This is a genomic window from Vulcanococcus sp. DEBay_Sum22DG08_74 (assembly GCF_017852955.1).
Taxonomy (GTDB): Bacteria; Cyanobacteriota; Cyanobacteriia; order PCC-6307; family Cyanobiaceae; genus Vulcanococcus.
Map to the genome: position 1 here is coordinate 1 of NZ_JAFMKL010000051.1, position 11967 is coordinate 11967.

Consider the following 11967-nt stretch of genomic DNA (forward strand, 5'->3'; position numbering starts at 1 on the left):
CTTCGCCGACCTGCTGGAGCACGGGATCCCGACGCCGTTGGATGCGGAAGATCTGGCTGTGCTGCGCAGCCTCTAGGTCACAAAAGCCAACCAAATCAAGCCAAGGGGGCCCGGGCTCCACAGGTTGTGGGCAGACGCCCGCGCTCGAATGCCCCTCAGCCGTCGCCATGCCCTGCAGGCCCTGGGTCTCGCCGCCGCCGGCAGCACCGCCATCGGTAAGGGCTGGAGCAAAGAAGCCCAGCAGCTGCGCCAGGAGCTCGAGGTCTGCAGCCCCAGTGGCGACACCTTCACCTGGATGCTCGAGCGCAACAAGGTGTTCAGCAAGGCCTGGCAACGCAGCATCCAAGCCAGCAATCCCCAGGAGCGGATTCAGATCAAGCAGGCCATCTTTGATGCCAGCTGCCACATCGATCCTCAGGCCTTAGCCCAAGGCCAGCGGCCCTGGGCAGCGCTACTGAGCTGCGCCGATGCACGGGTGGCGCCCGAGTGGATGTTTGGCGTCGGCTCAGGCGAGCTCTTCCAGGTGCGGGTGGCCGGCAACAGCGCCTTCAACGACGGCATCGCCAGCCTGGAATTTGCCGTGGCCGCCCTTGAGGTGCCCTTGATCGTCGTCATGGGCCACAGCGGCTGCGGTGCCGTCGCCGCCGCCATGGGCTCGGAACCGCTCACACCGCTGCTGGAGGACCTGGTGCAGCCGATCCGCGCATCACTGCAACCCAACGACGACCTCACCCAAGCGATTCAGGGCAACGCCCGCTACGCCGCCGGGCAGCTGGTGAAGCGCAGCCAGGTCCTGGCGGACGCCCAGGCCAGCGGCAAGGTCAAGATCCAGCCAGCCTTCTTTGACATCCAATCGGGCCGGGTCAGCGCGGTTTAACCCGCCACCAGGCGCCGGAAGGTCTTCTTGCCCAGCTGCAACACCTTGCCGGCCAACTGATCGGGCCCTGCAAATTCCTGGTTGGGATCTGCCAGCTTCTCGCCATCGAGCTTGACCCCACCGCCTTGGATTTGGCGGCGTGCCTCGCTGCTGCTGGCGCAGATACCGACGGCGCTGAGCAAATAGAAGGCCTTCGCCGGGAAGTTCACCTCTGCCAGGGATGCCTCGGGAACCTCGGCGTCCGCCGCCCCGCTGCCCTTGGCACCGCCCACGAGCTTGCCGGCATCGGCCTGGGCCTGATCAGCCGCCGCCTGGCCGTGGCGCTGGCGCGTCACCTCCAGGGCCATCGCCTTTTGGCGCTCCCGAGGGTTATCCGGCAGGGCCGCCAGATCGAGATTGGTCAGCAGGGTGAGGTACTCCTCGACCGCCGCATCGGGCACCTTCTCGAGCTTGGAGTACATCGAGAGCGGGTCTTCGGCCAGACCGACCGTGTTCCCCAGGCTCTTGCTCATCTTCTGAACGCCGTCGAGGCCCGCCAGGATCGGCAGGAGCATCCCGAACTGCGTGCGCTGGCCGAAGTGGCGCTGCAGGTCGCGGCCCATGGCCACGTTGAACTTCTGGTCCGTCCCCCCCAGTTCCAGGTCGGCCTGCACGGCCACCGAGTCATAGCCCTGCAGCAGCGGATAGAGAAATTCGTGCAGGGAGATCGGGGTGCCGGAGCCGTAGCGGTTGGCGAAGTCCTCCTTGGCCAGCATCTGGCCGACGGTGGAGATCCCCAGCAGCTCGATCACCTTGGGTAGATCGAGGGAGGCCAGCCATTCGCTGTTGCGGCGCACCTCCAGGCGGCCCGGGGTCTCGAAATCCAGCAGGGCACGCGCGGGGTCCTGGCCCTGGCCGAGCTGCTGGAGATAGGTGCGGGCGTTGGACTCGACCTCCTCGGCCGTGAGCTGAACGCGGGTGGCACTTTTGCCCGTGGGGTCACCGATGCGGGCGGTGAAGTCACCGATGATCAGCACAGCCGTGTGGCCCGCATCCTGGAAGGCCCGCAATTTGCGGAACAGGATCGAGTGGCCCAGGTGAATGTCACTGCCGGTCGGATCGATGCCGAGCTTGATCCGCAGGGGCCGGCCGGCCTTCTCGGCCTCAGCGAGGCGGGCGGCCAGCTGTTGGTCGGCATCACTGGCTTCCGTACCGGTGGGGAACAGGTCAGCGACACCGCGCTCCAACCACTGCGGCAGTCCCCACTCGCCCTTGGCCATGTCCGCCCTGCTGTCTGGGGTCGGATCGTACGCAGACGGGGATCAGCTTTCGGCGTCCAGCTCCCCCTTCATTCGATCCAGGGTGCGCTGCATCTGCTCAAACATCTGATCGGGGGTCATCCCGAACTGGCTGAGCTGGGTGCGTAGCTGCTCAACCGTGAGCTTGGCCTGGAAGTCATCGGAGAGCTCAAAGCGCTTCATGAACACGCGGTAGCGGTCCATCAGCTCCTCCATCCGCTCGATGAAGAGCTTTTTGCCTTCCCGATCGAACTTGCCGTACTCGCCGCCCAGCTGCATCAGTTGCTGGTAATCGCCAAACAGGCGCTTGGCTTCTTCTTGAACGATCTCGGATTCAAAGAAGGCCATCAGGCTGAGCCGGGCGGGCCCAACGATTGTGTCGAGCCTGAGCGGCCCTGACGAGTGCGGATAGGCGTAACGGGCTGCCAAGTTCGCGGCCCGTGCGCACAGTGAACAGTGCAGCCTGCGTCGCGATGGACTACACCCCCTCCCTGGCGGCCGTGCGGGGCAACGTGGCCGCAGGCAACGCGCTGCTCAGTCAATCCCGCGTGGTGGTCTGCAGCGGCTCACGGCTCGCCCTGACCCTCTTCATTGCCGCCCTGCAGCCGGGGCCCGAGATCGTCGGGGCGGTGACCACCCAAGACGAGGGATTGCAGAGGTTGGAGCAGGGGCAGGCGGATGTACTGATCTGCACTGACCGGCTCGAGCAGGGCAACGGCGGCAGCCTGGTGGCCCAAGCCAAAGCCCTGCCCCAGCCGCCCGCCACCTTGATGGTGGTCACCCAGCCCCGGCGCTTGATGGCCATTCACCAAGCACTGCAGGCCAACTGCGATGGGCTCTGCCTGGAGAGCAACCTGGGTTTCGGCAGCTTTCTGGCCGCGATTCGCGCCATGCAGAGCGGCGGGCTCTACCTCGACCGGAACCTGAGCAAGAGCTACTTCGAAGCCTTTGCCGAGGGCCAGGGCACCCCCTTGGCGCAGCTGACCCCCAGGGAGGTGGACATCCTTCAACTGATGGCCGGCGGGACCGAGAACCAGGGCATCGGTCAACGCCTGCACCTGTCGGTTGAGACGGTGAAAGACCACGTCCGGCACATCTTCCACAAGCTGAATGCCAACAGCCGCATTCAGGCCGCGGTCCAAGGCATTCGCCTGGGCTTGGTCGAGTGGCCAGACCCTCGTTAAGGTCGGGCGGTTCCGCCGCACCCGACACCGCCATGGGCCGAGGCCACTGGTTGGATCCTCTGGCCCGGAGACTGCTGGAGGCGGCGGGAGAATTGCCGCGGCGTGCACAACAACCTGCCGCGCCGGAACCCCAGCCCTTGGAGGAGTGCGTCGAGCAAGACCTCCTCGCCCTCAAGCTCGAGCACAACCCCAACCTGCGGCTGGCCAACGCCCAGGAGGTCCAGCACGCGGCGGCCCTGGGTTGGCGCCTCGATGTCAATCGCGCCAGCGCCAACGACTGGTTGCGGCTGCCGCAGATCACGCGCGATCAAGTCGACCTGCTCCTGCGGCTCCAGCAGGGTGGGGTGCAACTCAGCGGTCCAGACGACCTCCAGCGCCTGTTGGACCTCCCCGCTGCACTGGTGGCCAGCTGGGAACCCCTGCTGCAATTCCGCTGGTACGGCGATGGCGCCCCAACGGCCGTGACGCCCTTGCTGATCGACCTCAACCGCGCCCCGGCCCAGGCGCTCGAGCGCCAACTGCCCCAACTGAGCCCGGAGCGGCGCCAACGGCTGCTGCGCGAGCGGCAACGGGCCCCCTTCCAGGACCTTGCGGAGCTACAGGAGCGACTGCAACTGCCCGCGTCGGTGGTGGAGGAGCTGATCGGGAAGGTGCGCTTTGGCCAAGGTTCCGCCGGTCCAGAACTGCCGCGCTCGGCCTAGGCGAATGGGACGGCAAGGCGAACTGTTTGGCGCGACACCCGTCGGTGGCGGGATCAGCGGCGAGGCCCTACCCCTGCAGGAGCATCAGCTGATCGCCTGGCAGCAGCGTCTACTGGACTACCAGAGCCCACGCTTTGAGGCGGTGGCCAGCGGCAGCCAGCTGCCCCCAGGTCAGATGGATCTGTTCGGAGGCGGCAGCCTCGGTGCGGCGGCTGTGCAACGCCTCGATCCGCTGCAGCTGGCCCCACAACATCTGCAGTTCTGGCGATGGCCCGAACGCCAACCCGATGGTGCGGCCCTGTATTTCGTCGTGGACCGGCCGCCCCACCTGGAGGGGGCACTCCTCCTTTATGTGGGGGAGACCAAACAGGCCGATCGGCGCTGGAAAGGCGAACACGACTGCAAGGGCTACCTAGCGGCCTATGGCGAGGCGCTGCAGCAGGCCAACCTCCAGAGCCAGCTGAGCATCCGCTTCTGGCACGACGCCCCCAGCGAACGGCGGGCACGGCAAGCCCTGGAGCAAGCCTTGATTCGCCACTGGCTGCCTCCGTTTAACAAGGAAACCCGCGGCCGCTGGGCCACCCCCTTCACGGCCGAGCCGGGCTGATCGCCCTACCATCGCGCCCATTGAGCTCGAGATGGCCATGGAGATCCGCTGCAGCAGTGCCACCGCCCGCGATTGGACGGGGGAGGCCCTGGTGGTGGGTCTCTTCAGCGATGCCCCCGGAGAGGGCAGCCGTGAACTGCTGAAGAGCCGCTTTGGCGAAGCCCTGCTGGCGCGCATGGAGCGGCGCCGTTTCAAAGCCAAGCCGGGCGAGAGCCTGGTGGTGGAGCTGCTGGATCAACAGCCCAGCACCCTGGTGCTGGTGGGCCTTGGGGCCGCCGCGGACTTCAACCTCGAGCAGCTGCGCCACGCCGCGGCCATGGGCGCCAAAGCAGCAAATGGCAGTGGCGCCAGCAGCCTGGGGCTCGCCCTGCCGCTCGAGGGCCTGGCCCCGATCGCTGCCGCCTCAGCCATGGCTGAGGCCGTGCGGCTGAGCCTCTTTAAGGACCAGCGCTTCAAAGGCGAAGCCGAACCCGCTAAGCAACCCGCCCAGGTGGAGCTGCTGGGCCTACCCGCAGCTGAGCTGAGCGCCTGCCAAGGCGCCGCCTCGAGCAGCCAAGCGCTCTGCAGCGGCGTCGAGCTGGCCCGCGAACTGGTGGCAGCACCTCCGAATGTGGTCACCCCAGCCGCCCTCGCGCAGACCGCCACGGACATGGCCCGCGACTTCGGCCTGCAGCTCAAGGTGCTGGAGCGCAGCGACTGTGAAGCCCTGGGCATGGGCTCCTACTTGGCCGTGGCCCAGGGCTCGGACCTGCCGCCGAAGTTCATCCACCTGACCTATGTCCCCGATGGGGAGATCAAGCGGCGATTGGTGCTCGTCGGCAAGGGCCTGACCTTCGATTCCGGCGGTTACAACCTCAAAACCGCCGGCTCCCAGATCGACATGATGAAGTTCGACATGGGGGGCAGCGCTGCGGTGCTGGGCGCCATGCGAGCCATCGCGGAACTCAAACCGGCCGGCATCGAGGTCCACATGCTGGTGGCCGCCTGCGAAAACATGATCAGCGGCGGAGCGATCCACCCCGGAGCGATCGTCACCGCCTCCAACGGCAAAACGATCGAGATCAACAACACCGATGCCGAAGGTCGCCTGACCCTGGCCGACGCCCTGGTCTACGCCTGCAAGCTGGAGCCTGACGCGGTGGTGGACCTGGCCACCCTGACGGGCGCCTGCGTGATCGCCTTGGGCGACGAGATCGCCGGCCTCTGGTCCCCCAGCGACACCCTGGCCCAGGCCCTGGTGCAGGCCGGCGAAGACGGCGGCGAGAACCTCTGGCGCATGCCCCTGCGGGCCTCCTACCGCGCTGGCCTCAAGAGCGGCCTGGCCGACATGAAGAACACCGGCCCGCGCCCCGGTGGCTCGATCACGGCGGCCCTCTTCCTGCAGGACTTCGTCAACAAGGACATCCCCTGGGCCCACATGGATATCGCCGGCACGGTTTGGAGCGACAAGGGACGGGGCTTGGATCCCGCCGGTGCCACTGGATTTGGCGTTCGCACCCTGGTGAATTGGGTCCTGGCCGGGGGAGCCGCCTAGGCTCAGGCAGACCTGCAGCGTGGCGGTGCCCAAACTTCGGTGGTACGTCAAAGCCCAGCTGGGCGTCCTGCTCTTGCCGGCGGGACTCTGTCTCTTTGGCGAGGCCGTCCAGCGGCGGACACTCCAAGCCCTGGGACAGCCCCACGGCCCCTGGTTCTGGTACGGAACCCTCAGCCTGGTGGCCATCGTGGCCGCCGTCGGACTGATGGTGGAAAGCGGACTGCTGCGGGGCTACCCAGGACAGAACCAACCGCGCCGCTAGGCAGCGGCGGCGGCTGAAGCGCTGGACGCCCCAAGAAGGGAAGCCGGCTCTTCCAGGGCGTGGATTTGCCAGCGAGCCCGATCACCAAAGAGCTTCAACAGGCGATCGAGATCGTCCGAAGCCTGCTTCGGAGTGGCGTAAGGGCCGATATGACGTGTCACGAGACCATCGCGAATCGTCAGCAGATACATACAAAACCTGCAGTCGAGACAAGGTAAGGGTAATTCGGGCGGCCGGGAGGAAAAAGGCGTAAAAACCGGATCAGCACTCGAAAAAACCGAATTTTGCGCAATCGGCTCTTTAGCTTTTCCTCAGCTTTCCGGTCAGCGTCCAGTCACCCAGGGAGCATCGCTGCGGGCCTTTGATCCCCAGACCTGATCCAAGCGGCGATCCCGGCCGCAGGCCCAGCGGTAGTAGTTGTATTTGATCGCGTTGTTGACTGCGTAATTCTGGTGATAACCCTCGGCGGGCCAGAACCGCTTGAGGGGCTTGATCTGCACCTTGATCGCTGAGGCGGGCTTGCCCAGCTCCTTGGCTGCAGCCTGAAGGCTGGCCTTGGCTTGACTGAGCTGCTGCTCGCCCTCGGTGAAGATCACCGGTTTGTAGGACCCGCCGCGGTCACAGAACTGCCCGCCACCATCGAGGGGGTCGATATTGCGCCAGTAGGACCGCAGCAGGGTGGGGTAGCTGATGGTCTGGGGATCAAAGCGGACGCGCACCACCTCTTGGTGCCCGGTGCCGCCAGAGCTGACCTGCCGGTAGCTCGGGTTGTCCAGATGGCCACCGCTGTAGCCGCTCTCGGCATCGATCACCCCCGGCAGGTCCTCCAGGTCGTGCTCCAGGCACCAGAAACAGCCACCAGCGAGGACCGCCTCTTCCGTGGCGGCCAGCGCGGAGGCACAGGGGCCTAGCAGCAGCAGGCCGATGGCCAAGCAGGCGGACAAGAGGCGCCGGATCATGCCGCACTCCCCCCTGGCAGGGCATCCAGGATCGCCGCGGCCGCCCGACGGGTGACGCCCGGTTCCCCAAGGAGCTCACGCAAGCGGCGATAGCCCTGCGCAACCCGCTCCCGGGCGGACGGATCCTCCAGCAGCGGCAGGGCTGCTTCCACCACAGACTCGGGGGTGAGCTCGTCCTGCAGGAGCTCCGGGACCAGGCGCTCACCCACCACCAGATTGACCGGTGAGATGTGATCGACCTTGAAGCGCAGGATCTGCTTGGCCACCCAAGCCGTTGGTCGGCTGACCCGGTAGGCCACCACCTGGGGCACCCCCCGCAGGGCCAACTCCAAGTTGACGGTGCCGGATTTATTGATGGCGAGATCCGCTGCCGCACAGAGGACCGGACGCAGGGCATCGGCTTCCGCCGCCGGAATCACGCGGGCCTGCACTCCAGCCTGGGTCAAGACCTCCTTCAGGACCGGCTCAAAACTGGCCTGACCCGCCGGCACCACCACCTGCAGCCCCGGGCAGCGCCGCTGCAACTCGGCGGCCGCCTGGGCTAAGTCCGGCAGCAGATAGCGCAACTCCTGCTGGCGCGAGGCAGGGAGCAGCAGCAACAGGCGTTGATCCGGCTTCAAGCCCAACTGAGTGCGGGCCGCCTCACGACTGGGCAGCTGGGTCAAGGTGTCGATCAGGGGGTGCCCCACCCAAGTGACATCGGCCCCGCGGGAGCCGTAGAAGCGGGCCTCCTCTGGAAAGATCGCCAGGATCCGATCGGTGAAGCCGATCAGCCGGGTCGTCCCCCCCTCGCCAACGCGAAAGGCCCACTCCTGGGGAGCGATGTAATAGAGGATCGGGATCTTCGGCAGCAGCCGCTTGACCTTGAGGCCCAAGTTGACATTGGCCCCCATGTAATCGATCAGCACCAAGCCGTCGGGGGGGGACTGACGCAACCAGGCATTGACCCGGCGCTGCACCTGGAGGGTGGGCCAGACCAAGGGGAGAGCCTCCCAGAGGCCAATGGCGCCCATCGCCATCGTGTTCGCAAGGAGCGTTGCACCGGCCTGGGCCATGCGCTCACCGCCGAGGGCGAAGAGCTCCAGCTCCAGACCACGGGCCTGGGCCTCCTCCCGCAGAGCCTTGACCAACAGGCCGCCCTGCAGATCACCGGATACTTCGCCGGTGCTAATCAGCAGTCGCCTCATGAACGCCCGGCGGGCAGGGGACCTCGGCGACCGGGGCCAATCGAGGCCTCCAGGAAGCTCACCAGGGTTTCGGCGGGGGGAAACAGGCTCTGCTCACGCACGCCCTTGATCGCCTCAGCCAACACCACATCACCGCGGTAGAGCTGGGCCCAAACCTGCTGCAGCTGCTTGGTTTGTGCGCCGCCATCCAGCTCGCTCAGACCACTGCGCTTCAAACCAATCCGGTTCAAGCCCCGCAGGCGACCGGGGTGGCCCTCAACGATCGCGAAGGGCGGAACATCACGGTCGATCCGGCTCATTCCACCCACCATCGCCATCGTGCCGATGTGGACGAACTGATGGATGCCCAGCACGCCTCCAATCACGGCGCGGTCACCGATCACCACATGGCCGGCCACGGCCACGCCGTTGGCGATCACAATGCGATTCCCCAGGTCGCAGTTGTGACCCAGGTGGCTGTAGGCCATCAGCAAATTGCCATCACCGATGCGGGTCTGCTCTCCCTCATGGGTGGCACGGTTGATGGTCACGCATTCGCGGATGGCGTTGTCATCGCCAATCACGACCTCGGTGGGTGCACCGTTGTATTTGAGGTCCTGGGGCTCGGCGCCAATCGAGGCCCCCGGGAAGATGCGGTTGCCCTTGCCGATGCTGACGCGGCCGTCGAGCACCACATGGGGGCCAATGCGCGTTCCTGAGCCGATCGACACCTCGGGACCGACCACGGCATAGGGGCCGATCTCAACGCCCGCATCGATCTGGGCCTTGGGATCCACCACGGCGGTGGGATGGATTCGGGTGCTGTCCCCGTTCATAACGGCCTGAGTCATGGGGGGAATTCAGTCGACCAGGGAGAACATCAATTCGCCGGAGCAGACCAGCTGTCCGTCCACCGTGGCCTCCGCCTTGACCTTCCCGAACCGTTGTCGCTTGAGCGACAGCAGTTCGCAAGTCATCACCAACTGATCACCCGGCACCACCGGACGGCGGAAGCGCACGCCATCAATCCCTGCGAAGACAAACAACCCCTTCGGGAGATCCGGCATCTGGGTGACGATCAAGCCCCCCACCTGGGCCATGGCCTCGACGATCAACACGCCTGGCATCAGCGGGCGACCGGGGAAATGGCCCTGGAACTGGGGCTCGTTGAAGGTGACGTTCTTGATCGCCACCGCCCGCTTGCCCGGCTCATGCTCGATCACCCGGTCCACCAGGGCGAAGGGATAGCGGTGGGGCAGCAGCCCCTGGATCTGCTCGCTGGTCAGAACTGGGGCGGAAGGGGTGGCGGATGAAGACAAGGAACTCAGCGAGAAGAAACCAGAGCGGCGGCCAAGGCGGTGTGCAGTCCGTGGGAGCCACGGAAGGCAAACACTTGGGCCAAAGGCAGTCCCGCTAAGGCGAGATCGCCCAATAGGTCAAGCAGCTTATGGCGCACGGGCTCGTCGGCAAAGCGCAGCGGGGGATTCAGCCAACCCTCCCCATCGCACACCAGGGCGTTATCCAATGCACCGCCCTGAATCAAGCCCGCAGCCCGCAGCTGATCCACCTGCTCTTTGAAGCCGAAGGTGCGGGCCGGGGCGATCTCCTCGACGAAGGCCTGGGGGGTGAGTTCGAGGTTGAACAGCTGACGGCCAATGGCGGGATGGGGGAACTCGATGGCTGCCCCCAAGCGCAGGCGATCACTCGGGAGCGCCGTGGCAAAACTTTGGCCCTGCTGCAGGGTGATCGGTGCGGCCAGAGGCGCAGCCTCAGGACGGGGACCGAGGCAGCGCAGGCCGGCCTCGGCCAAGGCCTCAACCCAGGGCTGGGCCGAGCCATCCAGCAGGGGAATCTCCTCGCCATCCACCAGAATCAGCGCCGAGGTCACCCCGACACCGGCCAGGGCAGCCAGCAGATGCTCCACGGTGGCGAGACGCTGCTCACCCAGCTGCAGGGCGGTGCAGAGCTGGGTTTCGCAGACCTGGGAGGGCTGCAATCGGACGTGGGGACGCTCAGGGGCGTTGAGCCAACCCACGTAAAAACCCGGCTGCTCCGCAGGCTCCAGACGAACCCTGGCTTGAACACCGCTGTGGAGGCCCACACCGGAGCGCTCCACGGGCTGAGCCAGGGTCCACGCCTGGCTGTAATCGCTGGGCCAAAGGGTCACAGGAGCCGCCTCAGAACTTCCAACCCACACCGAGGTTGAAGCGCCATTCGTCGGTGAAGTCCTGGCTGGCCACCTCCAAACGCAGGGGGCCGACCGGGGTGGTGACGATCACGCCGACACCCGGGGAGACACCATCACCTGGCTTATCAAGCAGCGTCCCGGGATTCCCTGGAACATTGGCCTGGCTGCCAAAGGTGCTGCCGGCGTCCACGAAGATCTCGCCACTGATGATGCTGAAGATCGGGAAGCGGTATTCCACCGTCGCCTCACCGAAGCTCTTACCCACGCCCAGGTCGCAGTCGTAGTAACCGCGAACGGAGTTGGAGCCACCCAAGCAGAAGGCCTCGTAGACGGGCATGTTGCCGAGGTTGGTACCCACCGAAGCCTGGAAAGCCAAGGCCTGTTTGCAGTCTTCCTTCTGCCCAGGCTTGGGACGGCAGCCCTTGTAGAACTTCAGCCAGTTCACCGGGATGTAGTGGGTGGCACTGGCCCGCAGACGGTTGAAGGTCGGGGAGTCCTGACCGACGGAGACGAACTGCTCGGTGCCAACGCTCAGGAAGTTGCCCTGGGTGGGGTTCCGCGGGTCATTGAGCGTGTTCATCGAGGCCGCCAGGCGCAGGCCCACCAACTGGTTGGTCGTCGCCCCGTTTTCGCAGTTGTAGGCCACACAGATCACGTTGCTGACCGTGGTGGTGCCATTACCGCTGAAGTTGTTGGAGGCCGTGGCGTAGGGCATCGCCTCCCCCGCAAAGTTGATCGGCTTGACCTGCTGGGCGTTTAGGCCAACGACAACATTCCAGGGGGCCTTCTTGTAGGGGTCACCGCCGTTCAGGGGGCGGGCCAAGGAGGCCGTGCCACCAATCCGCTGGATCGCCACGGCATTGCCGTCGAGCTGGAACCAGTTGTTGTTGTCGCCGAGCTGGGGATTCGCAGCCTTGGCTGCCGTCGGCGAGGCATAGGGACCAGTGAAGACCGTCGAGTTGCTCTGGTAGGCCAGGGCCGTGCTCGGGGCGTTGAAGAAGCCTTGGGAGACGTCAGAAACGGTGTAGAAGTTGCCGTTCTGCTGGCTCTGGAACACCTGGGGGACTTCCCGGCTCAGGAAGACCTTGGTGCGGAAGGCCGTGCGGTACTTATCGCCTTTGATCCAGGGGTCGGTGAAGGACACATCCGCCAATCCACCGAACTGGCCATAGGTGACGTTCAGGGCCAAATCCCAGGCGCGACCGAAGAGGT

General features: G+C 65.8%; 15 protein-coding genes. 6 read left to right on the top strand and 9 right to left on the bottom strand.

Annotated features, from left to right (window positions below; all coding sequences use genetic code 11):
* The first annotated feature begins 148 nt into the window (after positions 1-148).
* Positions 149-877 (top strand): carbonic anhydrase, encoded by a 729-nt coding sequence (locus QZ184_RS07050; protein ID WP_247477196.1) that lies wholly within the window; start codon positions 149-151, stop codon positions 875-877.
* Here QZ184_RS07050 and tyrS read toward each other — a convergent pair.
* Together tyrS and QZ184_RS07060 are read right to left on the bottom strand one after the other, a co-directional pair.
* Positions 874-2136 (bottom strand): tyrosine--tRNA ligase, encoded by a 1263-nt coding sequence (gene tyrS, locus QZ184_RS07055; protein WP_296415757.1) that lies wholly within the window; start codon positions 2134-2136, stop codon positions 874-876. The two genes, QZ184_RS07050 and tyrS, sit on opposite strands and share 4 nt — an antisense overlap.
* 42 nt (positions 2137-2178) lie before the next feature.
* On the bottom strand, positions 2179-2502 hold the full coding sequence (locus tag QZ184_RS07060) for a DUF1825 family protein (protein ID WP_010315455.1): 324 nt from the start codon (positions 2500-2502) through the stop codon (positions 2179-2181).
* 125 nt (positions 2503-2627) lie between these two features.
* Here QZ184_RS07060 and QZ184_RS07065 point away from each other — a divergent pair, with 125 nt between their 5' ends.
* Genes QZ184_RS07065 through QZ184_RS07085 form a run of 5 tightly spaced genes read left to right on the top strand, consistent with a single transcriptional unit; the run spans position 2628 to position 6442 of the window.
* Complete coding sequence (locus tag QZ184_RS07065) at positions 2628-3338, top strand: response regulator transcription factor (RefSeq protein ID WP_296415755.1); 711 nt, start codon at positions 2628-2630, stop codon at positions 3336-3338.
* Between the two features lie 32 nt (positions 3339-3370).
* Positions 3371-4039 carry a type II secretion system protein GspK gene (locus QZ184_RS07070; RefSeq protein WP_296415754.1) on the top strand — a complete coding sequence of 223 codons (669 nt, stop codon included), beginning with the start codon at positions 3371-3373 and terminating at the stop codon, positions 4037-4039.
* 4 nt (positions 4040-4043) lie between these two features.
* Complete coding sequence (locus QZ184_RS07075; protein WP_247477190.1) at positions 4044-4646, top strand: GIY-YIG nuclease family protein; 603 nt, start codon at positions 4044-4046, stop codon at positions 4644-4646.
* 37 nt (positions 4647-4683) lie between these two features.
* The gene (locus tag QZ184_RS07080; RefSeq protein ID WP_296415792.1) at positions 4684-6180 is read left to right on the top strand and encodes a leucyl aminopeptidase; all 1497 of its coding nucleotides are present in this window, start codon (positions 4684-4686) and stop codon (positions 6178-6180) included.
* Positions 6181-6199: 19 nt separating this feature from the next.
* Positions 6200-6442, top strand: a complete 243-nt coding sequence (locus QZ184_RS07085) for a hypothetical protein (protein WP_029626157.1) — start codon at positions 6200-6202, stop codon at positions 6440-6442.
* Here the strand turns inward: QZ184_RS07085 and QZ184_RS07090 are convergent.
* The 7 genes from QZ184_RS07090 to QZ184_RS07120 all read right to left on the bottom strand — a co-directional run.
* Positions 6439-6633, bottom strand: a complete 195-nt coding sequence (locus QZ184_RS07090) for a hypothetical protein (protein WP_010315443.1) — start codon at positions 6631-6633, stop codon at positions 6439-6441. The two genes, QZ184_RS07085 and QZ184_RS07090, sit on opposite strands and share 4 nt — an antisense overlap.
* A 132-nt stretch (positions 6634-6765) precedes the next feature.
* On the bottom strand, positions 6766-7401 hold the full coding sequence (msrA, locus tag QZ184_RS07095) for a peptide-methionine (S)-S-oxide reductase MsrA (protein WP_296418751.1): 636 nt from the start codon (positions 7399-7401) through the stop codon (positions 6766-6768).
* Positions 7398-8588, bottom strand: coding sequence for a lipid-A-disaccharide synthase (gene lpxB / locus QZ184_RS07100; protein ID WP_296415751.1), 1191 nt, complete (start codon positions 8586-8588; stop codon positions 7398-7400). The genes msrA and lpxB overlap by 4 nt, the downstream gene beginning before the upstream one ends.
* Complete coding sequence (gene lpxA / locus QZ184_RS07105) at positions 8585-9418, bottom strand: acyl-ACP--UDP-N-acetylglucosamine O-acyltransferase (RefSeq protein WP_029626156.1); 834 nt, start codon at positions 9416-9418, stop codon at positions 8585-8587. Before lpxA ends, lpxB begins: the two co-directional genes overlap by 4 nt.
* A gap of 9 nt (positions 9419-9427) precedes the next feature.
* Positions 9428-9895, bottom strand: coding sequence for a 3-hydroxyacyl-ACP dehydratase FabZ (gene fabZ, locus QZ184_RS07110; protein WP_247479879.1), 468 nt, complete (start codon positions 9893-9895; stop codon positions 9428-9430).
* Positions 9892-10734 (bottom strand): UDP-3-O-acyl-N-acetylglucosamine deacetylase, encoded by an 843-nt coding sequence (gene lpxC / locus QZ184_RS07115; RefSeq protein WP_296418753.1) that lies wholly within the window; start codon positions 10732-10734, stop codon positions 9892-9894. The genes fabZ and lpxC overlap by 4 nt, the downstream gene beginning before the upstream one ends.
* A 10-nt stretch (positions 10735-10744) precedes the next feature.
* Positions 10745-11967 (bottom strand): BamA/TamA family outer membrane protein (locus tag QZ184_RS07120; RefSeq protein ID WP_296418755.1); only part of this gene is annotated, 1223 nt, incomplete at its 5' end.

Coding starts and splice junctions, on each gene's coding strand:
- QZ184_RS07090 (WP_010315443.1), bottom strand. CDS start 6,633: ATGTATCTGCTGACGATTCGCGATGGTCTCGTGACACGTCATATCGGC.
- QZ184_RS07065 (WP_296415755.1), top strand. CDS start 2,628: ATGGACTACACCCCCTCCCTGGCGGCCGTGCGGGGCAACGTGGCCGCA.
- lpxB (WP_296415751.1), bottom strand. CDS start 8,588: ATGAGGCGACTGCTGATTAGCACCGGCGAAGTATCCGGTGATCTGCAG.
- tyrS (WP_296415757.1), bottom strand. CDS start 2,136: ATGGCCAAGGGCGAGTGGGGACTGCCGCAGTGGTTGGAGCGCGGTGTC.
- QZ184_RS07060 (WP_010315455.1), bottom strand. CDS start 2,502: ATGGCCTTCTTTGAATCCGAGATCGTTCAAGAAGAAGCCAAGCGCCTG.
- QZ184_RS07075 (WP_247477190.1), top strand. CDS start 4,044: ATGGGACGGCAAGGCGAACTGTTTGGCGCGACACCCGTCGGTGGCGGG.
- QZ184_RS07050 (WP_247477196.1), top strand. CDS start 149: ATGCCCCTCAGCCGTCGCCATGCCCTGCAGGCCCTGGGTCTCGCCGCC.
- QZ184_RS07070 (WP_296415754.1), top strand. CDS start 3,371: ATGGGCCGAGGCCACTGGTTGGATCCTCTGGCCCGGAGACTGCTGGAG.
- msrA (WP_296418751.1), bottom strand. CDS start 7,401: ATGATCCGGCGCCTCTTGTCCGCCTGCTTGGCCATCGGCCTGCTGCTG.
- QZ184_RS07080 (WP_296415792.1), top strand. CDS start 4,684: ATGGAGATCCGCTGCAGCAGTGCCACCGCCCGCGATTGGACGGGGGAG.
- lpxA (WP_029626156.1), bottom strand. CDS start 9,418: ATGACTCAGGCCGTTATGAACGGGGACAGCACCCGAATCCATCCCACC.